The 24908-nt window shown below is 50.9% G+C and carries 23 protein-coding genes; 6 read left to right on the top strand and 17 right to left on the bottom strand.

The window, feature by feature from the left end; translation table 11 throughout:
* Positions 1–25 precede the first annotated feature (25 nt).
* Positions 26–556 (bottom strand): NfeD family membrane protein, encoded by a 531-nt coding sequence (locus AC0YN0_RS06195; protein WP_475820464.1) that lies wholly within the window; start codon positions 554–556, stop codon positions 26–28.
* A 301-nt stretch (positions 557–857) separates the two neighbouring features.
* Here AC0YN0_RS06195 and AC0YN0_RS06190 point away from each other — a divergent pair, with 301 nt between their 5' ends.
* Together AC0YN0_RS06190 and AC0YN0_RS06185 are read left to right on the top strand one after the other, a co-directional pair.
* Positions 858–3932: a transglycosylase domain-containing protein gene (locus AC0YN0_RS06190; protein ID WP_475820463.1), complete on the top strand. Its 3075-nt coding sequence runs from the start codon at positions 858–860 to the stop codon at positions 3930–3932.
* Between the two features lie 141 nt (positions 3933–4073).
* Positions 4074–4466: a VOC family protein gene (locus AC0YN0_RS06185; protein ID WP_475820462.1), complete on the top strand. Its 393-nt coding sequence runs from the start codon at positions 4074–4076 to the stop codon at positions 4464–4466.
* 63 nt (positions 4467–4529) lie between these two features.
* Here the strand turns inward: AC0YN0_RS06185 and acsA are convergent, their stop codons facing one another.
* Entirely contained in the window at positions 4530–6254 is a 1725-nt protein-coding gene (gene acsA, locus AC0YN0_RS06180; protein WP_475820461.1) for an acetate--CoA ligase, read from the bottom strand.
* A gap of 248 nt (positions 6255–6502) precedes the next feature.
* Here acsA and AC0YN0_RS06175 point away from each other — a divergent pair, with 248 nt between their 5' ends.
* A complete protein-coding gene (locus tag AC0YN0_RS06175) occupies positions 6503–7138 on the top strand; it encodes a GNAT family N-acetyltransferase (RefSeq protein ID WP_337098726.1) in 636 nt (211 codons plus the stop codon).
* A 53-nt stretch (positions 7139–7191) separates the two neighbouring features.
* On the top strand, positions 7192–8373 hold the full coding sequence (locus AC0YN0_RS06170; RefSeq protein ID WP_475820460.1) for an acetoin utilization protein AcuC: 1182 nt from the start codon (positions 7192–7194) through the stop codon (positions 8371–8373).
* Positions 8374–8474: 101 nt separating this feature from the next.
* On the opposite strand, the gene AC0YN0_RS06165 is transcribed toward AC0YN0_RS06170, so the two are convergent.
* From AC0YN0_RS06165 to AC0YN0_RS06150, 4 genes are all read right to left on the bottom strand, one after another.
* Complete coding sequence (locus AC0YN0_RS06165; RefSeq protein ID WP_475820459.1) at positions 8475–9173, bottom strand: 5'-methylthioadenosine/adenosylhomocysteine nucleosidase; 699 nt, start codon at positions 9171–9173, stop codon at positions 8475–8477.
* Between the two features lie 5 nt (positions 9174–9178).
* Complete coding sequence (gene ccpA, locus AC0YN0_RS06160; RefSeq protein ID WP_475820458.1) at positions 9179–10183, bottom strand: catabolite control protein A; 1005 nt, start codon at positions 10181–10183, stop codon at positions 9179–9181.
* 197 nt (positions 10184–10380) lie between these two features.
* Positions 10381–10794, bottom strand: coding sequence for a hypothetical protein (locus AC0YN0_RS06155; RefSeq protein ID WP_442051200.1), 414 nt, complete (start codon positions 10792–10794; stop codon positions 10381–10383).
* 151 nt (positions 10795–10945) lie between these two features.
* Positions 10946–11398, bottom strand: a complete 453-nt coding sequence (locus tag AC0YN0_RS06150; RefSeq protein ID WP_475820457.1) for a VanZ family protein — start codon at positions 11396–11398, stop codon at positions 10946–10948.
* A gap of 62 nt (positions 11399–11460) precedes the next feature.
* On the opposite strand from AC0YN0_RS06150, the gene AC0YN0_RS06145 reads away from it, so the two are divergent.
* Positions 11461–11991 carry a type 1 glutamine amidotransferase domain-containing protein gene (locus AC0YN0_RS06145; RefSeq protein ID WP_475820456.1) on the top strand — a complete coding sequence of 177 codons (531 nt, stop codon included), beginning with the start codon at positions 11461–11463 and terminating at the stop codon, positions 11989–11991.
* Here the strand turns inward: AC0YN0_RS06145 and ptsP are convergent.
* From ptsP to AC0YN0_RS06100, 9 genes are all read right to left on the bottom strand, one after another.
* Positions 11988–13730 carry a phosphoenolpyruvate--protein phosphotransferase gene (gene ptsP / locus AC0YN0_RS06140; RefSeq protein ID WP_475820455.1) on the bottom strand — a complete coding sequence of 581 codons (1743 nt, stop codon included), beginning with the start codon at positions 13728–13730 and terminating at the stop codon, positions 11988–11990. The two genes, AC0YN0_RS06145 and ptsP, sit on opposite strands and share 4 nt — an antisense overlap.
* Positions 13727–15613, bottom strand: a complete 1887-nt coding sequence (locus AC0YN0_RS06135; RefSeq protein WP_475820454.1) for a glucose PTS transporter subunit IIA — start codon at positions 15611–15613, stop codon at positions 13727–13729. The genes ptsP and AC0YN0_RS06135 overlap by 4 nt, the downstream gene beginning before the upstream one ends.
* Positions 15614–16017: 404 nt before the next feature.
* The gene (locus tag AC0YN0_RS06130; RefSeq protein ID WP_475820453.1) at positions 16018–16716 is read right to left on the bottom strand and encodes a PepSY domain-containing protein; all 699 of its coding nucleotides are present in this window, start codon (positions 16714–16716) and stop codon (positions 16018–16020) included.
* Positions 16717–16839: 123 nt separating this feature from the next.
* A complete protein-coding gene (locus AC0YN0_RS06125; RefSeq protein ID WP_475820452.1) occupies positions 16840–17445 on the bottom strand; it encodes a PepSY domain-containing protein in 606 nt (201 codons plus the stop codon).
* Between the two features lie 60 nt (positions 17446–17505).
* A complete protein-coding gene (locus AC0YN0_RS06120) occupies positions 17506–18894 on the bottom strand; it encodes an ATP-binding protein (protein ID WP_475820451.1) in 1389 nt (462 codons plus the stop codon).
* The gene (locus tag AC0YN0_RS06115; RefSeq protein ID WP_475820450.1) at positions 18891–19589 is read right to left on the bottom strand and encodes a response regulator transcription factor; all 699 of its coding nucleotides are present in this window, start codon (positions 19587–19589) and stop codon (positions 18891–18893) included. Before AC0YN0_RS06115 ends, AC0YN0_RS06120 begins: the two co-directional genes overlap by 4 nt.
* Before the next feature lie 143 nt (positions 19590–19732).
* On the bottom strand, positions 19733–20158 hold the full coding sequence (locus AC0YN0_RS06110; RefSeq protein ID WP_475820449.1) for a CoA-binding protein: 426 nt from the start codon (positions 20156–20158) through the stop codon (positions 19733–19735).
* Between the two features lie 64 nt (positions 20159–20222).
* Positions 20223–21518 carry a 3-phosphoshikimate 1-carboxyvinyltransferase gene (aroA, locus tag AC0YN0_RS06105; RefSeq protein WP_475820448.1) on the bottom strand — a complete coding sequence of 432 codons (1296 nt, stop codon included), beginning with the start codon at positions 21516–21518 and terminating at the stop codon, positions 20223–20225.
* A gap of 36 nt (positions 21519–21554) precedes the next feature.
* The gene (locus tag AC0YN0_RS06100; RefSeq protein WP_475820447.1) at positions 21555–22085 is read right to left on the bottom strand and encodes a shikimate kinase; all 531 of its coding nucleotides are present in this window, start codon (positions 22083–22085) and stop codon (positions 21555–21557) included.
* A 149-nt stretch (positions 22086–22234) separates the two neighbouring features.
* Here AC0YN0_RS06100 and AC0YN0_RS06095 point away from each other — a divergent pair, with 149 nt between their 5' ends.
* Complete coding sequence (locus AC0YN0_RS06095) at positions 22235–22546, top strand: hypothetical protein (RefSeq protein WP_442051188.1); 312 nt, start codon at positions 22235–22237, stop codon at positions 22544–22546.
* 25 nt (positions 22547–22571) lie between these two features.
* On the opposite strand, the gene gndA is transcribed toward AC0YN0_RS06095, so the two are convergent.
* Positions 22572–23984, bottom strand: coding sequence for an NADP-dependent phosphogluconate dehydrogenase (gene gndA / locus AC0YN0_RS06090; protein WP_475820446.1), 1413 nt, complete (start codon positions 23982–23984; stop codon positions 22572–22574).
* Positions 23985–24269: 285 nt separating this feature from the next.
* Positions 24270–24866 carry a hypothetical protein gene (locus AC0YN0_RS06085; protein ID WP_307203870.1) on the bottom strand — a complete coding sequence of 199 codons (597 nt, stop codon included), beginning with the start codon at positions 24864–24866 and terminating at the stop codon, positions 24270–24272.
* Positions 24867–24908 lie beyond the last annotated feature (42 nt).

The following is a 24908-nucleotide window of genomic DNA, read 5'->3' as shown; positions in this document are numbered from 1 at the left end:
AATGACTCCTCTCTCACGCTTGGATTTAGGATAAGTCCACTTCGGATACAAATAATGTACGGTCCTTCACTTCGACGACGACGACACGGGAACCGGCAGTAATCGGGACGCCTTCATAGCTCGCCGCGATCTGATTCGTAAACCCCGCCCCTACTTTAACGAGCACTTCGCCATATCCTTTATCGGGGATTGAGACAAGCACCTCTGCGAGCGATCCCGACAAAGCATTCATGGAGAAAGCTATGGAATTCTCGCTTCGTTCCATCGGTCGAACATATAGAAAGAACACGCCGACGCCAGCGGCTAAAGCAATGAGCAACGCAAGCGCCAATACAACGCCTATACTTAGCGAAGTATATCTGGTAAGCATGATGCCGGCGCCGCCAAATACGGTAATGCTTCCAACAAGCGCGGTTGGCTGCAGCCATGAATGGCCGTCAAACGATAGAAAATCAAGCACGCCGTCCAAAGCCAGGCTAAGCCAATCTCCGAATATGACGCTGACGATCGCATACAGAATGCCGCCGATCAGACAGGCTAAGTACAGCGTTTCCACTTTCCCTCACCCTCTTTCTATAACCATATTTTCCAACTATTCCCCAATAAGTATTACGCCATAAAACCCAATATGTTTCAAAATCGTCGAAAAATAAGCAAAAAAGTTGTAAATCGCTTCGTTTTCAGCAGTTTTTACGGTCTCAGGCTGATTATTGCTGAATTTCACGTTTAAGCAAAACATTTTAGCCCCCCGATACGTCAATGAGATAACGAATATATATGACCATACGGTTAGTACCTGCTTCTATTGGTGTTTTATGTTATAATGGACTTGCTATTTTGGAGGGGGAATTAAAAAGATGCAAGAAGATCGTCAGCCGGCGCCAACGAAACGAAGCAAATGGCGAACATTCGGAATCGTAACTTTTATAACTGTAAAATGGATGGTATACTTCGGCATATTCATCGGCTTGTTAGCAGGCGGAGCCGTAACCGGCTATGTGGCTGCTCTCGTCAAAAACGAGGAGGTCCGGCCCCGTACCGTCATCGAGGAGAGAGTCGGGGAGAACTCGCTCACCGGTTATGTTTATTTTAATGATGATTCGCTTGTCGGACAGCTTCGTACCGACGAAGACCGTATGATCGTCGAATATGAGGATCTGCCTCCGCAAGTAATAGACGCCCTGCTCGCTATTGAGGACAACAACTTCTTCGAGCATTACGGCGTGGATATTAACGGCCTCGGCCGTGCGGTCAAGCAGAAGCTTCTGAATGAGGAAACGCAGACAGGCGGCAGTACGCTGACGCAGCAGCTCGCACGACGCGTATTTCTGAGCTTGGACAAAACCGACAGCCGGAAGATCAAAGAAATCTTCTTGTCGCTCCGTATGGAAAGATATTTGACGAAACCGGAAATATTGGCCGCTTACTTGAACAAGATGCCTTTCGGCAACGGTTCGAGCGGTTATCAAGTATTCGGGATTAAGGCTGCAGCCAAAGGAATATTCAACATTACCGATCTGAATCAAATTAATATCGCGCAGGCCGCCTATCTCGCAGGCTTGCCGCAGCGCCCGTCCGCTTATACGGCCTACACGGGCAAAGGGCAATACAACGAAGAAGGCATCAAGCTAGCCATCGAGCGCCAGCAAATGGTGCTTCGCCGCATGCTTGAAACTGGACGCATCGATCAGCAGCAATATAATGAAGCGCTCGCCTTCGACGTTCGCAAGACACTTGCGGCGCCAAGCGAGAAAGCTTACACGACTTATCCATATCTCATGCTGGAAGCCGAGCGCCAAGCCGCGGAAATTATGCTTATGCAGCAAGACCCGGACTTGACGAAGGCAGACCTGAAGGAAAACCCGCAATTGCTTGAAGAAGCAAGAGATCATTTGCTTCGCGGCGGGTACAAAGTATACACAACGATCGATAAAGATATTTACAAGTTTATGCGCGAGATCGGCTCCAATGAGGAGAACTTCACGCCTTATAGCGAAGAGAAAGGACTTGAGCAAGTTGCTGCCGTCATGCTGGATCATAAGACCGGCGCCATTCTCGGCATGCTTGAAGGTCGCGATTTCTACGAAGAGCAAATGAACTACGCTACCCAAATGACTCGCCAGCCGGGTTCAACGATGAAGACCATCGCTGCTTACCTGCCTGCGATTGAGCAAGGCATCATTCAACCGGCCAGCATTATCGATGACTCGCCGATCGTCATGAAAGACTATCAGAAGGGTTTCCATATCCCGATGAACGTCGATAAGAAGTTCTCCGGACTTGTGACGGCGCGCGAAGCGCTTAACAAATCGATGAACATACCAGCGCTAAAAATATTCAACGAAGAGCTTAAGATCGAGAACGCTTGGGCGTTCGTCAAGAAGCTTGGCATTACTACGCTTCAGCCGGAGGACGCTGGCGCTCAGACAGGCGTAATCGGCGGTCTCAGCGTCGGTGTCTCGGTGGAAGAGCTTACGAACGCTTACGGCTCTATCCCGAACAACGGCATATACAATGATTCATACATGATTGAGAAAATTACCGATGCTGAAGGTAAAATCGTTTATGAGCACGAGGCAAAGCCTGAACGCGTATTCTCCGAGCAAAGCGCGTTCCTTATTACGGATATGCTGTCGACCGTCATTTCCAGCCCATCGGGTTCAGGTCATGGACTGACCTCTCAGTTCGAGCATTACGGTGACATTCCGATTGCCGGCAAAACAGGCTCAACGCAAAGCTACGGCGATGTATGGTTCATGGGCTTCTCGCCGGACGTTACGCTCGGCGTGTGGGCAGGCTACGAGGAGCAGATCAACTCTCTCTCGACCGAAGGCAAGAAACGCGCTCGGGCAATCTGGGCAAAGATTATGGATCAGCTTGTAGAAAAGAAACCTGAGTTGCTCGTTACGGATAAGTTCAATAAACCGGACGGCATTGTGAAGGCAACTGTATCCAGCGCAAGCGGATTGCTTCCTTCTCAACTGACGAAAGAAGCAGGCATGCTTGTAACCGACTGGTTCAACAAGAAATATGTGCCGAAGGCGGTTGACGAATCACTTGTGAAGATGGCTTTCATAACCTATGAAGGCGTCAACTATGTGCCGAATCCGGCTACTCCGCTCGATATGCTGAAGGAGCAAATCGTTGTCAAGCGCAAGAAACCGCTTGATGCGCTAATGGATGAGATCAACGCAGCGCAAGCGAAGCTTCCTGCGAAGAGCAGACGGCCGATGTCGGTCTACTTGCCGAAGGATGCGGCTAATGACGCGCCATCCAAGCCCGATCCTCGTGTAGACGATGGCGCAGCGCCTCCGCCTCCGAGCAATGTAAGGCTGAATCAAGCCGACGGCGTACTCATTCTAACGTTCACCGATAGTGCAGCTAAGGATGTTGTTGGCTACCGTGTGTACAAAGCAATTGACGGAAACGCGCCTACGAAAGAAGGCGAATCGATACCTGCCGGCAACGAATACAAGGCGAAGCTATACGCGTCGAACGCGCATAGCTACAGCTTCTATGTTACCTCTGTCGATGTCGTAGGCAACGAATCTCAGCCTAGCTTGATGGTTCAATACGGTGACGCCCCAATCATTCCTGAGCTGCCTACTGGCCCAGGGGAAGGCGGCGAAGAGCCTGGCGGCGGTACAGAGCAGCCTAGCGGCAATGCCCCAGCTGCTCCTGAAGGCTTGCAAGCTAACAAGAACGAAGTTAGCGTCACGCTCAGCTGGACGCCGAACTCCGTATCGGATCAAGTTACGCAGTACCATATCTACCATAGTCCGGGCAACAACGGACAGTATTCCTTAATCGGCTCCACTAGCGAATCGCAGTTCGAGTATATCGATGTACTCGTAACTGGCGCATTCTACGTAACCTCTGAGAACGCAAGCGGTCAATCCGCACCTTCTCAAGTCATCGTTGTTAATAACTAATAACGATAGTAAACGGTATCCCCTCGGCCATTGGCTTGCAGCGGGATACCGTTTTTTCTTTAATCATACAATCCCGACTTGACAGCTTAGAAATAGATCGATAACATAGAGCAGAATTAATTCGAATAACAAATGAAAGGAATGATCGTTTTGACTAATAAACGTATCGATCATGTAGGCGTAATGGTCAAAGATATCGAAGCCTCCATCCGATTCTATACGGAAGTAATCGGATTTGAGGAGAAGGGCCGCGTGCCGCATACAAATGGCGTAATCCAGCTTGCATTCCTGGGGTTCGGACATTCGGATGAAACCGATCTGGAGCTCATTCAAGGCTACAACGGCGATCTTCCGATCGAAGGCAAGGTGCATCACTTTGCGGTCAAGGTGGACGATATTGAGGCGGAGTTCGAGCGTCTGAAGCTGCTGGAAGTTCCATTCGTTGATGAGGATATTACGACTTTGCCTAATGGTTACCGCTACTTCTTCGTCAGCGGCCCTGACAACGAGCGGATCGAGCTGTTCCAGCGGTAAACTGTACAGAACAAATGAAGGCGGCGCAGGATCTTTCCTGCGCCGCCTTCGTTCATTAATAGATTAGTCCTCTATTGTAGATAAATCGCCAGTCGGCAAGTTGAGCTCCCACGCCTTCAGCACACGGCGCATAATCTTGCCGCTTCGCGTCTTGGGAAGCTTATCCTTGAATTCAATCTCGCGCGGCGCCGCGTGAGCGGACAAGCCAACCTTAACGAATTGCGAGATTTCTTTCTTAAGCTCTTCGGAAGCGACGTAACCTTCGCGCAAGGCGATAAACGCTTTAATAATCTCGCCGCGCATCGGGTCAGGCTTACCAATTACGCCTGCCTCCGCTACCGCAGGATGCTCGACCAGCTTGCTCTCGACCTCGAAAGGCCCTACCCGCTCGCCGGACGTATTAATAACGTCATCAATCCGTCCTTGGAACCAGAAGTAACCGTCTTCGTCCATATACGCGGAGTCTCCTGATACATACCAGTCTTCCAAGCGGAAGTATTCCTCGTATTTGGACGGGTTGTTCCAAATCTTGCGCATCATCGAAGGCCATGGCGTGCGTATAGCCAGATTACCCATGCGATACGGCGGCACTTCATTGCCGTTGTCGTCAATGATCGCGGCTGACACACCTGGAATTGGCTTGCCCATGGAGCCCGGCTTAATATCCATGCTCGGGTAGTTGCAGATTAGCTGACCGCCTGTTTCCGTCATCCACCACGTATCATGAATACGCTGGCCGTATACTTTCATCCCCCAGCGGACAACCTCTGGATTCAGCGGCTCGCCAACGCTCAAGACATGACGCAGGCTTGATAGATTGTATTGTGTTACGACGTCATCGCCAGCCCCCATAAGCATCCGGAAGGCCGTCGGAGCGCTATACCATACGGTTACGCCATACTTCTGAATGACGCCGTACCAGTCGCCAGGGCTGAAACGGCCGCCGCGAATGACGATTGTAGCGCCATTCAACCACGGAGCGAAGATGCCGTACGAAGTGCCCGTTACCCAGCCTGGATCCGCTGTACACCAATAGACATCGTTTTCTTTCAAATCAAGTACGATCTTGCCCGTATAATAATGCTGAATCATTGCGTTCTGAACATGACATACACCCTTCGGCTTGCCGGTTGATCCGGATGTATAATGCAGGATCAGACCATCTTCTCGATCAAGCCATTCGATCTCAGCTTCCTCCGAGGCTTGGCCCATCTCAGCGGCAAAATCCTGTATGCCGTCTTCCGTCTGTACGTCGTTGCCGAATACGAAAATATGTTTAAGCGCAGGCAGCTCCTCGCGTTTGATCCGCCCAAGCAAGGAAGGAGTCGTAACGATTGCCGTTGCTCCGCTGTCTTGCAGTCTATCTTTTACAGCTGTCTCCATAAATGCTTCGAACAGAGGCCCAACGATTGCGCCAACCTTCAGCGCGCCGAGCACGCTGAAATATAATTCAGGCGTTCGCGGCATGAAAATAAAAACACGCTCGCCTTTCGTTATACCATGCTTCCGAAGCACATTCGCGAATCGATTCGACTGCTTGCTAAGATCCTCATACGTATAGGACTCATCGCGGTCGTTGTCGCTGTAGTGAAGCGCGATTTTGCTTCCTTTGCCCTGCTCCACATGACGATCTATCGTTTCATAACCCATGTTTACTTTGCCAGTTGAATACCAGCTGAATTGACTTTCGATTTGTTCCCATTTAAAGTTAGCTGCCGCATCCTCATAGTTCGTCAAATTCGCATTTGTCGCCGTTGCTGGAATACGCTCTTGATGCAAGTTGATCATTCTATCACTCTCCCATCAAATCTGTCTATTGCTACCATAGAATACGCTTTCAAAAAGTAGTCTATTCTTGCAGGCAAACAAGCCGACTAACCTAAACGATTCGTATGGCATTTAACCGCCACAACTATTATAGCATAACCTTTTTCATCTCGACTATGCTTTTCATTTCCCGCAATGTTTGTTATAACCATTAATAGAGCATCGCCTTGAGCACGGGCTGCATGAGTATACGAAAGGGGGATTTGCTTTTGGAACATCGAAAACGGTTGCAGCATGAGCGAATCGAGCTGCCTGGCAATCGTGAGCTTGTGATTGAAGGTCCTGTGCCGCCTGAGCAAGTTGCACAGCTCGTTATGCATCCTGCGCTTGACGCATTCAGAAGGCCTCGCGACCAGCATGAGGCGTTGGTAGAAATTGCAGCGCTTGACGAGGGACGAATTATACTCGTACGGGAAGCAGATACAATTGTCGGTTATGTAACATTCCATTATGCAGACGAGCTTGAGCGCTGGTCTGAGGGCGGGATGAACGACCTAATCGAGCTCGGCGCGATTGAGGTTGCTGACGACTACCGCTCTTATGGACTCGGCAAGAAGATGATAAATCTCGCTTTTGCCGAAGAACAGCTGGACAATATGATTGTATTTACAACCGAATATTATTGGCATTGGGACTTAGAGGGTACGAAGCTTAATGTATGGGAATATCGCAATATGATGGAGAAGCTGATGAAGTCGGTAGGCATGATCTGGTTCGCAACGGATGATCCCGAGATTTGCTCCCACCCCGCTAACTGTCTAATGGTGAAGATCGGCAAGGAAGTGCCGTTAAGCTCCGTTGAACAGTTCGACCGCGTCCGGTTCCGTCAGCGATTCATGTACTAACACGGTTAGAGCTTAAGACATAGGCTTAACCTTTCTAGGAGGCTATAAGGGGAATGTCTTCAAAAGCAAACGCAATATTTTTTCACCATCCGGGTTCTGAGAACTATAAATTCGGAGAGGAGCATCCCTTTGATCCGATGCGCCTTATGTTAACGATTGATCTGCTGAGACGTATGGGCGCGTTGACGGACGATCAAATAAAGCAGCCCCATCTAAGCGCAAACGAGGAGCTTCTTGCGTTAGTGCATAGGCAGGATTACGTGGACGCCGTTAAGAAATTAAGCGCGCCTGTCGATCATAGCGACACGCTTGCCGAGAAATACGGTCTGCAAACCGAAGACACCCCGTTCTTTGCCGGCATTCATCAAGCCGCTTCTGCGATCGTCAGCGGCTCCGTAGCCGCTGCTGATGCCGTCATGAGCGGACAGTCGCTTCATGCGTTCCACCTCGCTGGAGGCTTGCATCACGCCTTCCCTGAGCGCGCATCGGGCTTCTGCGTCTACAATGACGCCGCCATCGCAATCGAACATATACGCCGTACATACGGCGCAAGAGTGCTCTACATCGATACGGACGTCCATCATGGCGACGGCGTACAGTGGGTATTCTATGCCGATCAGGACGTATGCACTTATTCGATTCACGAAACCGGGCGTTTCCTGTTTCCGGGAACGGGCTTCGTTCATGAGAAAGGCGCGGATAGCGGGTTTGGCGCTTGCTTCAATGTGCCGCTCGAGCCCTATACCGAAGACGACTCATGGCTGGAGAGCTTTAATGTGACGCTTCGCAAAGTCATTGCCGCCCATAAGCCGGATGTCATCATCAGCCAGCATGGCTGCGACGCTCACGCCTATGATCCTCTCTCCCATATGCATTGCAGCATGCGCATCTATCGGGAAATCCCGGCCATCATTCATGAGCTTGCGCATGATTATACGAACGGCAAGTGGGTTGCGCTTGGCGGCGGAGGTTACGATATATGGCGTGTCGTTCCAAGAGCTTGGGCGCTCGTGTGGCTGACGATGACCGAGCATCCTGTAACGACAGAGCTCCAAGACACTCTTACAATGCCGCAGCTGCCAGCGGATTGGCTGGAGCACTGGTCAGCTTCTTGTCCGCATGAGCTTCCTTCACACTGGTTGGATGATCTGACGCACATCCCGCCTATTCCGCGACGTGAAGAAATTACACTCAAAAATCGCGTGACGCAACAAATTGCCATTCAGGATATATGAAAAAAATAAACTGCGATTGTCTCATCTTTCAGCAAAAAAAGCACCCGCCGGTCGATCGAAAGCGATCAACTGGCGGGTGCTTATATGTCTAATCATAATAATTACATATGCTTGACCATCTCATCAATGATCTGGTACGAGTTATTAGCGGCTTGAATCGTAAATTGCGCAAAATTCACATGAGCAGATCCATCAGCCTTGTCCGACATGGAGCGAATGACGACATAGGGGATCCCATTCATGTCGCAAACTTGCGCAACGGACGCGCCTTCCATCTCCGCACATGCGCCATCGAACGTCTCATGCAACAGCTTGACCGCCTCGCGGCTTGCAATGAACTGATCGCCAGACAATACGATTCCCTTTAGACTGCGGCCTGGGAAATGACGATCGCTAGCCGATACAGCAAGCTCAATCAGTCTGTCGTCGGCAGGAAACTCCGAACGGCTATGGAAAGGTATCGTGCCTCTAGCAAAGCCAAGCGGCGAGCAATCCATATCGTGCTGAATGCTGGTTGTCGATACGACGATATCGCCGATGTTGAGTCGCGGATCAACCGCGCCTGCAACGCCTGTGAACAACACACAGTCCGCACCGAGATCAAGCAAAATTTGCGTACATACGGCGGCGTTCACTTTACCTACACCCGACTTGCAGAAGATAACTTCCTTGCCGTGCAGTTTGCCCTCGTAATACGTAATCCCTGCCTTCGTCACCTCGGAAACTACTTCCGCATGCTTATGCAGCAATTCAATTTCTTCAACCATAGCGCCAATAATTCCGATTTTGTTAAACGGCATTTCTATTAAATTCCTCCAACTGATTGACGCACAACAATTTCATGAGGCAAAACCACTTGAGATTGTTCCACGTTTTCTTTCTTCATCAGCTTCGTAAGCAAACGCATCGATACTGCGCCAATATCATACATAGGCTGAGCTACAGCTGTTAGCTGCGGTCTTACCATGGAAGCCATACGGCTATTGTCCACGCTAATAACGGAGAAGTCGTCAGGCACTTTCAGTCCCGCATCTTGAATCGCATGAATAGCGCCGATCGCCATCTCATCCGTAGCTGAAAATACGGCCGTAGGACGTTCAGAAAGCTCAATGAAATATTTCATTGCATCAGCACCGGACTCATAACGATAGTTGCCGATACGAACGAGTGAATCGTCATAGGGAATGCCGGAAGTTTCCAGCGCGCGCTTATATCCTTGGAAACGAGCATAGCCGTTAGCCGGGTCTTGCAGCGTTCCGCTAATCATCGCAATGCGCTTGTGGCCTTTCCCAACCAAGCTCATGACTGCGTCGAAAGCTGCGTTCTCGTGATTAATGTCTACCGATGGAACTTGTCCGCTCTCATCCTTAGTCGCGCATAGCACGATTGGCACATTGGCCGTCTTAAACGCTTGCAAGTGCTCTTCGGTTACAGGCGCTCCTAGAAACAGCAAACCGTCGACTTGCTTCTCTAGCAGTGTATTGATAACGCGAATCTCCTTGTCCTTCTTCTTGTCCGCATTAGCCAAAATAATATTATAATGATACATATTAGCTATATCTTCTATGCCCCTGGCTACCTCTGCATACAAAGCATTCGATATATCGGGGATGACGACGCCTACCGTTGTCGTCTTCTTGCTTGCCAATCCGCGTGCGACGGCATTCGGACGATATCCTAGCCGTTCAATCGCCTCATATACCTTCTTGCGTGTTGCAGGCTTTACGTTAGGATTGTTGTTCACAACCCGAGAAACCGTTGCCATGGATACTCCTGCTTCTCTTGCTACATCATAAATGGTTACAGTCACGGTCCTTCTCTCCATTAGCTCAGATTTGTATTGTTACGTACGCCGCATATTACAGTAATGATACGACAAAATATTACTTTTCGCAATGTTAACGCTTATCGTTTACGCTTACGGTGTAAGTAAAATAGCCGTATGAACGATTTAATCACACATCGCCCACCCGGGTAGATCTGGCTAAAAGTGCAGTCGTTGTACCGTTATGTAAGTAGCGTGCGGCGGCTAAGCTGTTTCAGCCGCTTATCCAAATCTTGAATCCATGCTTCGTCCTTCAGCGTTTGCGCAAGCAAATATAGATCTAGCAATTGATTGACGCGCTCCTCGAAGAGGCGCTCGACCGCGCTGCGATCCGTATGCTGCTTATAGGATTTCGCCTCTACTAACAAACTTGCCCATTCATTGCATTCGTTAAACAAAAACGTTTGCTTATCGGGTTCTGCGCCAAGCTGGGCGATTAGTCCAGTCAAATCGGGCTTAACCTCGGGAATAACCTCGCTCCGGTTGCATATCGTGCAGGAGAATATCGGAACGTTATCAATTTCTACTTTTCCGGAAAATATAACTGTTCGCAGCTTCATCGTCATAATGTCGCCGCAATGACACCGCTTTTGCAAAGTGGTCCACTCCTTCTCATGGCAGCTTGAGCCTAAGCAGAAATCTAGGCACAAAGAGATAGGTAGGTAATTCGACCTTTTTCGCAAAAAATCCTGCTTGCATCGTCTATGTAATTTTTACTACAGCAGGCAACAAGCGTTAATCGCCAGCCTATTGACTATTCGCTTTGGACAACTTCGATCTTAACCGCCTCACGGGCGGCAGTAACCCGATAACAACCCATATAGTTGCTCCAATTAGGTCGTTCCTTAGGTCATGCGGATCAAGCATCCGGCCTCCTACGAATGACTGATGATACTCATCCGTAATGCCGTATAAGCCGCATAATAAGATCACGAGCAGCTTGTAGGATAAAAGCTCCGAGCGGCGTCCAAAACCATAGTCGAGCAGCATGGCAAGCAAAAAGTAGGAAACAAAGTGACCCCAATTGAAATCGTCCATGAATGGAAACAGCTTCTGAAACAGCGGAAGCACGGTATCCAGCTGTTCGCCTGTTCGTGAGGATAATATAAAGATAATCGTCATCCAAAGGAAAGCGGGAATAAATCGAAAAATGGAAATACGCCGTTGAGTCTGCATCATTTTTTGTTCTGTTTGCTTCATTGAAACTCCTTCGCTACAATAATAGGGATGGTTAAACGTACACGTTGGAGGGGAAAATCGAAATGTCCTTACATAATAAGACAGTCATTTGCTTGCTGGATGATGAATTTGAAGATTTGGAATTGTGGTATCCGGTATATCGCGCCCGTGAAGCCGGAGCAACGGTGCTCTATGCTGGACCCGAGAAAGGCAAGAAGCATATTGGCAAGTATGGCGTTCCCGCTGTTGCCGACCTCTCATTCGATGAGGTGAGCAGCGAAGATATCATCGGCTTGCTCGTTCCTGGCGGGTGGGCGCCGGATAAGCTCCGCCGTTATCCGAAGGTGCTCCAGCTTGTACAGGAGCTAAATGCGCAAAATAAGCCGATCGGACAAATCTGCCACGCCGGCTGGGTGCTCATCTCTGCCAAAATACTTGAAGGACGCAAAGTTACGTCGACTCCGGGCATTCGCGACGATATGGAGAACGCAGGCGCGACCTGGTACGATGAAGCCGTCGTTGTCGATGGCAATCTCATATCGGCCAGACGTCCGCCGGATCTGCCGGAATACGCCAAAGCTTTCGTAGACGCATTAGAGCAGCGAATGGGTTAACCATTCGCTGTCTTTACGTCCACACGTTCCATGAAACGAGTCAGCACATCAATAATCTCATTGCTTGTTCGGCATTCCAGCACCTGATGGAGCACCTCGCGACTCTCATTCTGCGTCGTGCTTAGCAGTCTTTCCTTCACAGGCAAGATCGAGTGCGAGGACATGCTCAGCTCCTCGACATCTAGGCTTAGCCATATCGGCAGCGCCCGCAAATCCCCCGCCAGCTCACCGCATACGCCTACTTTGATTCCATTGCGCTTTGCCGCGTCTACGGTCAACATCAGCATTCGAAGCAGCGCAGGATGGAACGGCTCATACAGATGTGAAATTTCCTCGTTCATCCGATCGACCGCTAGCGTGAATTGAACGAGATCATTCGTTCCGATGCTGAAGAAGTCAACTTCCTTCGCGAGCATGTCGGCTATCATGACCGCTGCAGGAACCTCAATCATAATGCCGATCTTAATTTCTTTATCGTATGGGATGCCTTCCTGTTCCAGCTCCCGCTTCGCTTGTTCCAGTATGGCATTCGCCGCTCGTACTTCGTCGACCGAGGAAATAAGCGGGTACATCAGCTTCACCTGACCGTAATGGCTGGCTCGAAGAATCGCTCGAAGCTGCGTCTTGAACAAGTCCTGCCGATCAAGCGATATGCGAATCGCACGATAGCCAAGGAACGGATTATCCTCTTCCGGAAGCTCGAAATAATCAAGTTGCTTGTCACCCCCGATATCGAGCGTTCGAATGACGAGCGCATCTCCTGCCAACTTCTCGGCTACACCTTTATATACGTCGAACTGCTCATCTTCTCTTGGGAATCGATTGCGGTCCATGTATAGAAATTCGGTTCGGAACAAACCAACGCCATGCGCCCCGCTTGCCATCGCAATCTCCAGCTCCTTGAGGGAGCTGATGTTAGCAGCAAGCTCCAGCGTCTTGCCGTCCGGCGTCATCGGGCGATAGCCGGCAATGTTATGAAGCTTCTTCTTCGCTTCTTTCTGCCGGCTGTGCAGCTGGGTGTATGTCTCAATAATTTGTTGCGTCGGCTCCATGAATACTTTGCCGTCACTACCGTCGATTATGATTGTCTGACCGGTCTGAAGCGGCTCCTCTAAGGAGATCTCGACGCCAACGACTAGCGGAACGCCTAGCGCTCGCGCCATTATGGCAGAATGGGAAGTCGTGCTGCCTTGCAGCGTCACAATGCCAAGCACATGCTGTGGATTAATATGAGCGAGCTGTGAAGGGGACAGCTCCTTCGCTATAAGAATAAATGGCTGCGTGTCGGAAGGAAGCGTAATTTCCGGAGCGCCCAGCAAGTGCTTGAGCAGCCGGTTGCCGACATCCTTAATGTCCAGCGCGCGTTCCTTCATATATTCATCGTCCAGCAGATCGAACATCGTTACGAAATGATCGATCGCTTCCTTCACAGCAACTTCAGCCGCCTTGTATTGGCGCTGGATGATGCCTTGAATTTCATTCATGAATACAGGATCGTCCAAAATAGCGAGATGCGCGTCAAATATATGCGTCTCCTCCGAACCGACAACCTCTCGAAGTTCATCCTTGATTTGCTCGATTTCGACTTTGGACGTCCGAATGCCTTCATATACACGCTCGAACTCCCGCGCAAAATCGGCAACGTCAATTTTTTGCTCCGGAAGCTCCCACTCCCAATTAGGCAGCACGAACGCTCTCCCGATCGCAATGCCTGCTGACGCTCCTATTCCTTGAATCATTGTGCTTCCCCTCCACCATTTCTCTCTTTAAGTACAACCGACATCACCGAAGACTGACCTTTCTTCACCGCTTTGAACGGCGCAAAGCGCCAGGAGTGTACGAGATCGGAGTTCGTAATGACCATTGGAGTCGCAAGCGACTTGCTCTCCTTCTTAACGCGCTGCAGATCGAAGCGGATAAGCAGCATGCCCGGCGTAACCTCGTCCCCTTCTTTCACGACAGCGTTGAAGTACGACTTGCCAGCAAGCTTCGACGTATCGATACCGATATGAAGCAGCACCTCAAGTCCTTCCCCTGTCTTGATGCCTATGGCGTGCATCGTCGGATAAATGTGAATGACGACACCTTTGACCGGCGATACGAGCTCCCCTCGGTCGGGAATGAAGGCCACCCCTTGTCCGACAAGCTTGCCGGCGAAGATGGGATCGGGCACTTCCTCGAGCGGAATCATTCTGCCCTGCATCGGGGAATTAAACAAGATTTGCGCCTGATCGCGCTGGATCGTCTTGTTCATTTCCTCGCGTATAAGCTCGGAATAGGTCCCGAAGACGACTTGAACATGCCCGCCGCCAAGCTTGATAACGCCTGCCGCGCCGAGATTGCGCAGTGCGTTCGTATCTATTAGCCTCTCGTTTGATACTTTAAGCCGCAGTCGAGTAATGCAGGACTCCATTTGCACGATATTCTGCTTGCCGCCGATCGCTTGGAGAATGAGCGGCGCGCGGTAAGGAATATCGCCTGCCCATTCGTCGAGCTGCGACCCTTCCTCGCGTCCCGGCGTTGGAATGCGGAATCTCCGAATCGCCCAGCGGAACAGAAAGTAATAAACCAAACCAACGACGATGCCAATCGGAATGAGCAGCCACCCGCGCGTAGCCAAATGTTCATTAATAAGGTAATCGATCGCGCCGCCCGAGAACGAAAAGCCGTGTTTAATGCCTAGCTCATACGTTACCCACATAATAACGCCCGACAGAATCGCATGAACGACGTACAAGTACGGTGCTACGAATAAGAAAGCGAATTCGACAGGCTCGGTAACCCCGGTCAAGAAGGAAGACAGTGCCGCATACATAAACGTTTTGCGGATTTTCGGCTTCAAATCCTCGCGCGCTTCATGAATAATCGCAAACGCAATCGCAGGCAATGCGAACATCATCGTAGGGTACATACCCGCCATGAATGAACCCGCCGTTGGATCGCCTGCGAAGAAACGCGGAAGATCGCCGAAGACCATCTCGCCTGTTGCTGTCTCATAGCCGCCAATTTGGAACCAGAACACATGGCTGACGAGATGATGCAGGCCGAATACGACGAGTATCCGATGAACGAATCCGTACAGGAACACGCCGAATCCGCCGCCTGAGGCAACGATGTCGCCAAGATCAATCAGTAACTGCTGCAAATAAGGAGCTACACCGACCATTCCTATTGAGAATAGCAGCGAAATAAAGCTGACGAACAGCGGCACGAACCGAGGACCGCCAAAAAACTGTATGTACTCAGGCAGCTTAAGATTTTTGAACTGCGCATGGCTTAAACCCGATGCCACGCCTATAAGGGTGCCGATGAGCACGGTCGGCTCAATCTGCGCTTCTACGGAGCCCGTAATCCCTTCGTAAATAAACATCCCTACAAGGGCAGCCATACCGGCCGACAACGCATTGCCAGTCATGCCCAGCGCGATGCCGACGGCAAATATGTAAGGCAAAAACATAAATACAGCTTCGCTCGCCGCTTGCAAATAGCCGGACATGCCGGGCATCCCAACCATATCCCATGGCAGCGTGCTTAAGCTTAAAAATATAGCTGCCGCAGGCAGCACAACCATCGGCAGCATGATCGCTCTGCCGAGCTGTTGAAAGCTCCCAATGGAGATCATTACGCACCCCCTAACCGTTTGCGTCTGTTGTGATATGGAACCAAAATGTCTATTACGATGTTAAGCGCATACGTCCGTTTTGTCAAAACAAAACCCTCCTATCTTTAGTCTAGCTGTTTGAAATCATTCCTACAACGAAGATGCAAGGTGAAACGGCTATCGCTGTCTTTTGGCTGCGTTGCGCGTTTCATTCCGGAGAAATATAGGCGTCAGTTTAGTGTGAAAACATATACTATCCTATATTTTAAGAAGAATCGCCTAGCGGCGTCCTATCTATGGACGCCAACGCTTCGTCGAAACGTATAGAGAAAGTATGTGCAAAATCATATACTTTCCTATACGTCAAAAAAAACGCAAGCACCTGAGGCTTCGCCAGCCTCGGCACTCGCGCTTGATCCATGGGATTAATCACGATCGTCGTCATCATGCTTGTCATCATCAGAATCGTTATCATCGTCATTGTCGTCATCATCATTATCGTAATCGACATCCAGTACCTTGCCAGTTGCTGCTGCAATGTCCACTTCTGCCCTTCCTGCAGCTGTTCTTAGCTTGACTTCGAATTTTTTGATGCCGTCATCCCAATCTGTCTCCACCCGGATGACTTCGCCTTTCACCTTCTGCTGAGCCAGCTTGCCGGCTTGTTCTTTCGTAATCGTCATGGATGCCGATTCGGCTGACGGAGCACTTGTCGGTGCTGTTGTCGGCGACGTTGTCGGTGCTGTTGTCGGTGCTGTTGTCGGTGCTGTTGTCGGTGCTGTTGACGGTGTTGTTGTCGGCGACGTTGTTGGTGCAGCCGTAGCACGCGGAGCATCATCGTCATCGTTTTTAACCTTCAGCACTTTACCGGTTGCCGCATCTACGTGGACATCCACTTCCTGGAAGGTGTCCTTGCGGTTGATGTCCACCTCGTAGTACACCGTGTTGCGTTCACGCTCCAATTCAATATCCGTCACGGTTCCTGGAGCTGCTTTTAAAGCGATTTGCTTCGCTTTGGTCTTGCCGATATAGGAAGTTGCCCCTTCGGCCGCCACGGCCGCGCTCGCCCCTCCTAGCGCCACGATAAGTCCCAATCCGATCATCCAGATTTTTCTCTTCATCATACTCTAACATCTCCTTCACCATTCTCTGATTGCGAACCGTTGCCGGCTCTTGCTGCTACATCTATAACTTACACCCGCAATCTAAGAGAACCATTACAGAAACATTAGAGTTTGATGATAAAGCTAATCGTCATCGTCGTCCCAAGTTACAGATACGACCTTACCGGAAGCGGCATTCAGCTGTACGTCCGCTTCACGTCCGTCTTTGCTTTCGATTTCCACGAAATAGTACCACTTTCCGCCCTCTTGCTCCATGTCGATATCCTTGACCCTGCCAGCAATTTTGCCCAGAGCCAGCTCGGTTGCCTTCTGCTCGGTAATCAGAATGGACGGATTGGTTGACGGACTGCTTGCAGGAGGAGGAGGAGTCGGCTTAGGCGTCGCCGTTGGCGGAGGCGACAGCGACGGTTCGGGCGAACCCGGTTCCGGAGACGCGCCCCCCTCTTCAATGCCGTAGCGTTCCAACGTTCGAATAGCGGCAATACCCGCCGGTTCGACTGTCAGCTCATACAAACCTTGCGTTGATCGGAGCTGGATCGCGTACCCTTCGCCTAACGGTTTGCTTCCAACGATCTCACCCGAATATTGTCCGAGTACCTCCTCCTCGGCCGCAGCTAGCGTAAGTTCGGGCGAGCTATCGGCCCGGACCACCAAATAAATCGCTGCAGCGGCAACAATAACGATGACGGTTGCTGCCGCTGCACCGAGCCGCCATTTTGCGTAATTCATGCAATCCATCCCTCCAGTCGTTCCTTTATACCGTCTATTCTAGCTCCCTTTTCTTACATTTTACTGAGAACGACCGGCTGACGCCTCGATAGGAATGACGATTGTTGCCGTCGTGCCAATGTTAGGCACGCTTTCCAGCACAAGCTCGGCGCTAATGGCGTGCGCAAGCTCCCTGCCAAGCGACAAGCCGAGCCCTGCGCCGCCCACCGGCTCCTGATCCCGGCTGCGGGCTTTATCGACGCGATAGAAGCGCTCGAATACTTGCTTGAGATCTTCTGCCGGAATCCCGATTCCATGATCCCTCACTCGTATATACCCGGCATTCTGCACGCGTCCCACCTCAATTTGAATCATCTCGCTGCTGTATTTGCGAGCGTTGTCCAACAAAATGAAAAGAATCTGCTTAAGCATGTCTTGATCCGTGCTAACCGTCACGCCAGCAAGATCCAGCGCTGCCACCCGGACATCGCGCTTATATGCGCTGCGGAAAAACTCGGCGGTCTGCTCGGCGAACGGCAGCAGTTCCAGCGGCTCCCGTTCCACCTTCCACTCCCGCCGGGACGTCGCGAGCAGCAGCAGCTGTTCCGTCATCCCTTTCATTCGTACGGCTTCGGAATGGATCGCTTCAATCGATTCCTCGAACAGCTCCGGCCGATCAAGTCCTCTTCGCTTGAGCAGACTGGCGTAGCTTTCGATAATCGTTAACGGCGTCTTCAGCTCGTGCGAAGCGTTAGACACGAATTGCTCCTGCTTCGCGAAGCTTTCCTCCAGCAGTCCGATCATCTCATTGAACGTTTCTCCCATTTCCACGAGCTCGTCGCGGGAGCGTCCCTGCTGCTTCAGCTTGACGAACTCGCCGCTTCGGGCAATTTGACGCATTGTTCTCGTCATAGCAGAAATAGGACGCATCAGCACCTTGCCTAATACGACGCTGGAAACGAGCACAGGTATCAGCACCGCTGCCGAAACGCTGATCAGCACAAGCCGCAATATCCGCAGCAGCTCCTTAAGCTCCTCGAGACTCGCCGTCGCCTGCACGTTCGCAACCGCCCCATCCCCTCCGATAACCGGAATGGAAACGAAGCCGTAGCTTTTGCCCGCGATATTCACTCGATGCTGCTTCTGCTCGCTGGAATATACGGCCGCTTGGCCGCTTAAATCTGTTTCCGAAGCTGAAGTAACGAGCGTTCCGCCGCCGTCCGCCCCTTCAGGCACCCACCTAAGCATGCCGTTAAGCGGCACGTAAGCGCGAAGCAGCTCCACTAATGCAGCATTGTGGTCTGCCTGACGTAATGCAGTTGCCGCCTGGCGGGTTTCCGCCGCGAGATTGTTCAGCTCGCGCTCCAGCATCATGGAAGAGAACATCGTGTATACCGTTGCATTGGCAAGCAGCAGCAGCACCGTGAACAATACCGACGAATACAGATGTATTTTGCTGCGCAGCTTCATGTCGCGTCCTTAATGCTATAGCCGATGCCCCGCACCGTATGGATAAGCTCCGTATCGAAGCCTTCGTCTATTTTTTTGCGTACATAGCGGATATAAACATCCACGACATTCGTATTGCCCGCATAATCATAGCCCCACACCTCGGCGAGCAGCTGGTCTCTGCTTAAGACCAGTTTTTTGTTGCGAAGCAAATAGGCTAGCAGGTCGAACTCCCGCTGAGTAAGTGCAATCGGATGCCCGGCCCGCTCCACCTCGCGCGTGCTTTCGTTCAACCGGAGATCGGACGCCGTCATCCACTGGCCGGGCTGCTGGTCCCCCGTGACTTGCCCGGCAGCTTTGCGCAAGGCTGCGCGAATGCGGGCGAGCAACTCCTCCATCTCGAACGGCTTCGTCATATAATCATTAGCGCCCAGATCAAGACCGGTTACTTTATCCGATAAAGCGCTCTTGGCCGTGAGCATAATGACGGGAGTGTTTGCATCCACAGCGCGAATACGCTGCAGCAGGTCAATTCCGCTAATCCCTGGAAGCATCACATCGAGCAAAATGAGGGCGATTCCCCCTGCCTTATATTCTGCCCAGCCCTCTACGCCATCTGGCGCAAGTCTTACCCCGTACCCTTCGCTTTCGAGCTCGATTTGCAGCAAACGGGCGATCCGGCGCTCGTCCTCTACAATCAGTATCGTATCGCTCACTGGCAATTCCCTCCCAGCATTACTATTCTATTTTATAAGCATAGCGGAAAGCGTCGTGCTCGTCTAACCTGCCGGTCCGGTAAGGACACAACAAAAAAGCTTTTTAACCGAAGTGCGGTTAAAAAGCTCTCTGTACCGTATTATTATTTGCCTCCTGGAAGAAGGATGGAATCCTCTACCTTAATGCAACGATCCATAATGACATTCAGGCCGCCTGCTTCTGCAATGGAAGCTGCTTCCTCGCTTGCGATGCCCAGCTGCAGCCACAACGTCTTCGCCCCGATCGCAACGGCTTCTTCAGCCACTGGAGGCGTATGCTCGCTCCGTCTGAAGACGTTCACGATATCGACGGGCACGGGAATCTCTTTAAGACTGGCATAGCTCCTCTGACCGAGAATCGATTCCGCGTTCGGGTTCACCGGAATAATCGTATACCCTTTGGCTTGCATCGCCTCGGACACCATATACGATACGCGGTCAGGCTTATCAGACAGCCCGACAACTGCAATTGTTGTGCTTCCCTTCAGAATCGACTTGATTTCCTCGCGAGACGGATGTTGATAGGCCATTGCCGCACCTCAATTCATCTTATTGATTTGCTGTATGATTCGAATAACCCAATTCTTGCGACCTTTACGCTTCGATCCATTCTACGTTCGCGCCAAGCGCCTTCAGATGGTCGAAGTAAATCGGATAAGACTTAGCGACATGATGCGCGTCACGAATGCGGATCGGCTCTTTCGAGCGCAAGCCTACGATCGTAAGCGCCATAATTACGCGATGGTCGTAATGCGCATTAATCTCCACGCCGCCCTCAACGCCTTCGGGACGTCCGTGCACGATAATTTCCGCTTGGCGCTCCTCGACGTTCGCTCCTGCTTTACGCAGCTCATTCAAGTAGTCCGTTATGCGGTCGCATTCCTTGTATCTTAAGTTCTCTACATTATAGAAGCGCGATGTGCCTTCTGCGAATACGGCAGCCGCTACCATCGCAAGCACAGCGTCGGTTGCGTGGTCGCCATCGAATTCAACGGCCTTCAGCTTGCCGTTGCCCTTCACGTGAACGATGCCGTTCTCGTGAGTAAGTGGCGTCTCCATCATCTTAAGTACGTCTACGACAGCGCGCTCGCCCTGCTTGCTGCGCTCTTCGAGACGATGTACGATCACGTCGGATTCCGTAACCGCAGCAGCAGCCAGAATCGCAGCCGAGCCCGGGTAGTCGCCTTGCACGGAGTATGTCTTCGCCGCATAGCTTTGATTGCCGGGAACGCGGAAGCGCATGTAGTCCTCGTCGGCATGGATAACGATTCCTGCCTGCTCCAACACTTCCAGCGTCTGGCCTACAACGACTTTCGACTTCAAGTCATGAAGCACTTCAATCTCGCTGTCTTCCTCAAGCAATGGAGTAAGGAATAGCAACGCGCTAAGGAACTGCGAGCTAATATTGCCGGATACTTGAATGTGGCCGCCCTTCGGCTTGCCGCCTTGAATGCGAATCGGCAGCTTGCCTTCGTTATGCTCAATCTTAACGCCCATCGAGCTCAGCGATTCGATCAGATCATCGTGCGGACGCTTGCCGAGCGAGTCCGGGTAACGGTTAATAAACGTAACGTCAGGGCATAGCGCCGCGATTGCCATCAAGAAACGAAGCACCGCTCCCGCATTGCCTACATCAAGCTGCTCGGCAGGCTTCGGATTGCGGCCGAAGCCGGTAATGACGATTTTCTCGTCATCCTCTTCCACGATAGCGCCAAGATCGCGAATACAGCGGCGCATCGCATCGCTGTCCTCGCTATGCGCAGGATAATAAATCGTGCTTGTTCCTTCAGCAAGCGCGGCTACCAGCAAGTAGCGCGTCGTATAGTTTTTGGAGGAAAGCGCTTGAATTTCCCCTTGTAGCTTTGGAGTAGGTGTCACTAACACGTCCATAGTTCGTATGATCTCCTTTTACTATAATAGTATCCTCTACTGCTGCTTGCCGTTGCCCCAACGTTCCATAATAACGGCTACAACCTCGTTTGCCGTCAAGCTTGTCGTATCCACGGTGATATGCGCAAAATCATACGCATGCTTCCGCTGCTCGAGCAGCGTATTCACCCGGCTTGCGGCATCTCCTTGAAGCAGCGGACGAGCGTCGTCCGATTGCACTCTGTCAATAATCTGGGCAGCATCCGCCTTAAGCGCAACGACGAGTCCCGATGCCAGCATCAGGTTGCGATTCGCTTCGCGAAGCACAGCTCCGCCGCCAGTAGCTATAACCGATGAAGCCTCATCTGCCAGTATGCTCGCAAGCACATCCGACTCGATATCCCGGAAGCCCTCTTCCCCGCTCTCGGCGAAGATATCCGAAATCGCTTGTCCTGCTCTGCTTACGATCTGCTCGTCGACATCAACGCGTTCCCATTCTAGGCGGCCGGCGAGCAGTTTGCTGACGGTTGATTTACCCGTCCCCATAAAGCCGACCAAAATCAGTTTGTTGCCAAGCTGCCGTTCCATTGTAGCTGATCCACCCTTTATAACCATTGTATCTTCGCACATATTCCACAACATCATATCATTTTTTTTGAATACTAGGGTATAAAAAAGTTGCATATGCCGTATGGATGTTAAAGATGCATAACTTCCGGACAGGAGTGAAGCTAGAGATGAATAGCAAGCTGGATTTACCTCCGCCGCACCGAACCGAATCGCATATCGACCGCATAATGGATCCCGACCATCCGTTATGCCGCTCAGATGTCGTATGGATGCTTCAATATATCAAAAAAAAGGTGGCTGACGAGGATCCCGCCTTAATGGATCTCTCGCAGCCACGCTTGTTGCAGAACTTTCATTACTTTGCCGAAGTGGCTATGTCCCTCATTAACCGCAAGCATTACTGCGATCAAGAAGCCGATCGATTACGCGATTGGCTCAGGGAAGCCTCATACGGCATCAACTCGAACAAAGCAAGATAATCGATCGCCGCGCGGGCGCTGACGATTAGGATTGAATCCAGTTGTAGTGGAACGTGCCTTCTTTGTCGATGCGTTTGAACGTATGCGCTCCGAAGTAGTCGCGTTGCGCTTGCAGCAGGTTAGCTGGCAGACGTTCTGTGCGGTAGCTGTCGAAGTATGCGATCGCGCTTGCGAAAGCCGGTACCGGTACGCCGTTAGCAACTGCGATCGATACAACTTCACGCCATGCGCCTTGGTACGACTCGACGATTTCCTTGAAGTAAGGATCAAGGAGCAGGTTGCGAAGGCCTGGATCAAGATCATATGCGTCCTTGATGTTTTGCAGGAAGCGAGCACGGATGATGCAGCCGCCGCGGAAGATCATTGCGATGTCGCCGTAGCGAAGATCCCAGCCGTACTCTTCGGAAGCAGCGCGCATTTGTGCGAAGCCTTGCGCGTATGAGCAAATTTTGGATGCGAACAATGCTTTGCGAACGGATTCGATGAATGCCGCTCTGTCGCCTGTGAAAGGCTTCTTGGCAGGACCGCTAAGCACTTTGCTTGCTGCAACGCGCTCTTCCTTCATAGCGGACAGGAAGCGTGTGAATACCGATTCTGTAATAATCGACAAAGGTACGCCAAGATCAAGCGAGCTTTGGCTTGTCCATTTGCCAGTACCCTTCTGGCCAGCGGAGTCAAGAATGACGTCTACCATTGGTTTGCCAGTCTCTTCATCGTATCTGGAGAAGATGTCGCGCGTAATCTCGATCAGATAGCTGTCGAGCTCGCCTTTATTCCATTCCGTGAAGATCTCGTGGAGCTCTTCGGCGCTAACGTCAAGAACGTTCTTAAGCAAGTCGTAAGCTTCGCAGATCAGTTGCATATCGCCATACTCGATGCCGTTATGAACCATCTTCACGTAGTGGCCGGCACCGTCTGGTCCGATGTATGTGCAGCATGCGTCTTCGCCGACTTTCGCGGAGATAGCCGTAAGGATTGGCTCTACAAGCTCGTAAGCGGATCTTTGACCGCCCGGCATGATCGAAGGGCCTTTCAAAGCGCCTTCTTCGCCGCCGGAAACGCCCGTGCCGATGAAGCGGAAGCCTTTGGCTTCAAGGTCTTTGCTGCGGCGAACGGTGTCAGGGAAATAAGCGTTGCCGCCGTCTATAATAATGTCGCCTTGCTCCAGGTGCGGAACGAGCGAGTCGATTGTTGCGTCTGTGCCTGCTCCTGCTTGAACCATGATCAGGATTTTGCGCGGTACTTCAAGCGATTGAACGAACTCTTCGATCGTATAAGTAGGAACGAGGTTTTTGCCTGCTGCTTCTTGTACAAGATCGTCTGTTTTCTCGCGGGAACGGTTGAACACCGATACCGTGAAACCTCTGCTCTCGATATTGAGTGCCAAGTTTTTGCCCATTACTGCCAATCCAATTACGCCAATTTGCTGTTTCGACATTTGGTTTCGTCCATCCTTTGTTATTTATTTGTTTTGCAATGACTTTATTCTACTCCTTTTGCTGGCAGAAGAAAACCGTTTGGATGAAAAAAAATTTCTTTTGGTTATTAATAAAATTGACCGCTCGTGAAAGATTCTCTTATATTTAATCAAAAAGTCAAGCGTGACGCGGCTTTCAGGCATTAGTCCTTTGCTTGCCTCACAACAAAAAAACGATCAAACGCTGTGCCTCATCGGAGCAGCATTCAATCGTTTAGCATTTTAGTATGAAAAAAAATTTCATGTCTATAACTCTAATTGCAGCATTTCTGTTCGAAGAACAGCCAGCTTCTCCTTCGATGCGTTTGCCGCCTCCTCATTGCCGTCCTGCAGCGCGTCGAACAACATCGACAGCTCGTAATCAAGCTCGTAGCGCAGGACGATTGCTCGCTCTTCCGCTCTCTTCGACTGGAAAGCTTTAATCATTTCCTCTATTGTCACGAAAGGCTTCTTTTGATAAATAATGCGATGTTCCATACCTGACACCTCCACGAGTCGTATAATCTCACCGAACATAATGCTCTCAATGACGATTTGACGATCTTTGATTCGCTTCACTACCGCATGTCCACGCGTGTCATTAATCAGCTTCTCGATCAACTCAGACAACTTTTCGTCCTTAATGATATAATCTCCGACAATTTTATACCGACTCTTCATTCGCTGAAACCGAAGCTTGACGAGCTTGCGGCCGGTGCGGATGGATACGAGAAACTGGCCCTCCGTCTCGCTCCAGTATAAGGAGTACCCTTCCTGAATCAGATCACGGATGAGATTTTGGATTTGCCGGCGGTCAAATCGCAGTTCTAGATTGCAATATTCGACTTCATAGCTCTTGTTCACGGCAATCCCTCCCTTGCTTTATGATAGTTGACGAAATAATCT

This window comes from Paenibacillus sp. J22P218, assembly GCF_056269195.1.
Note: the sequence above shows the minus strand (reverse complement) of the source record. Positions and strands in the feature narration are given on the sequence as shown.

Bases quoted from the DNA above. Each gene is read 5' to 3' on its own strand.
- AC0YN0_RS06190 (WP_475820463.1), top strand. From the start codon at position 858: ATGCAAGAAGATCGTCAGCCGGCGCCAACGAAACGAAGCAAATGGCGA.
- AC0YN0_RS06185 (WP_475820462.1), top strand. From the start codon at position 4,074: ATGATCGTTTTGACTAATAAACGTATCGATCATGTAGGCGTAATGGTC.
- acsA (WP_475820461.1), bottom strand. From the start codon at position 6,254: ATGATCAACTTGCATCAAGAGCGTATTCCAGCAACGGCGACAAATGCG.
- AC0YN0_RS06170 (WP_475820460.1), top strand. From the start codon at position 7,192: ATGTCTTCAAAAGCAAACGCAATATTTTTTCACCATCCGGGTTCTGAG.
- AC0YN0_RS06165 (WP_475820459.1), bottom strand. From the start codon at position 9,173: ATGCCGTTTAACAAAATCGGAATTATTGGCGCTATGGTTGAAGAAATT.
- AC0YN0_RS06150 (WP_475820457.1), bottom strand. From the start codon at position 11,398: ATGAAGCAAACAGAACAAAAAATGATGCAGACTCAACGGCGTATTTCC.
- AC0YN0_RS06145 (WP_475820456.1), top strand. From the start codon at position 11,461: ATGTCCTTACATAATAAGACAGTCATTTGCTTGCTGGATGATGAATTT.
- ptsP (WP_475820455.1), bottom strand. From the start codon at position 13,730: ATGATTCAAGGAATAGGAGCGTCAGCAGGCATTGCGATCGGGAGAGCG.
- AC0YN0_RS06135 (WP_475820454.1), bottom strand. From the start codon at position 15,613: ATGATCTCCATTGGGAGCTTTCAACAGCTCGGCAGAGCGATCATGCTG.
- AC0YN0_RS06130 (WP_475820453.1), bottom strand. From the start codon at position 16,716: ATGATGAAGAGAAAAATCTGGATGATCGGATTGGGACTTATCGTGGCG.
- AC0YN0_RS06125 (WP_475820452.1), bottom strand. From the start codon at position 17,445: ATGAATTACGCAAAATGGCGGCTCGGTGCAGCGGCAGCAACCGTCATC.
- AC0YN0_RS06120 (WP_475820451.1), bottom strand. From the start codon at position 18,894: ATGAAGCTGCGCAGCAAAATACATCTGTATTCGTCGGTATTGTTCACG.
- AC0YN0_RS06110 (WP_475820449.1), bottom strand. From the start codon at position 20,158: ATGGCCTATCAACATCCGTCTCGCGAGGAAATCAAGTCGATTCTGAAG.
- aroA (WP_475820448.1), bottom strand. From the start codon at position 21,518: ATGGACGTGTTAGTGACACCTACTCCAAAGCTACAAGGGGAAATTCAA.
- AC0YN0_RS06100 (WP_475820447.1), bottom strand. From the start codon at position 22,085: ATGGAACGGCAGCTTGGCAACAAACTGATTTTGGTCGGCTTTATGGGG.
- AC0YN0_RS06095 (WP_442051188.1), top strand. From the start codon at position 22,235: ATGAATAGCAAGCTGGATTTACCTCCGCCGCACCGAACCGAATCGCAT.
- gndA (WP_475820446.1), bottom strand. From the start codon at position 23,984: ATGTCGAAACAGCAAATTGGCGTAATTGGATTGGCAGTAATGGGCAAA.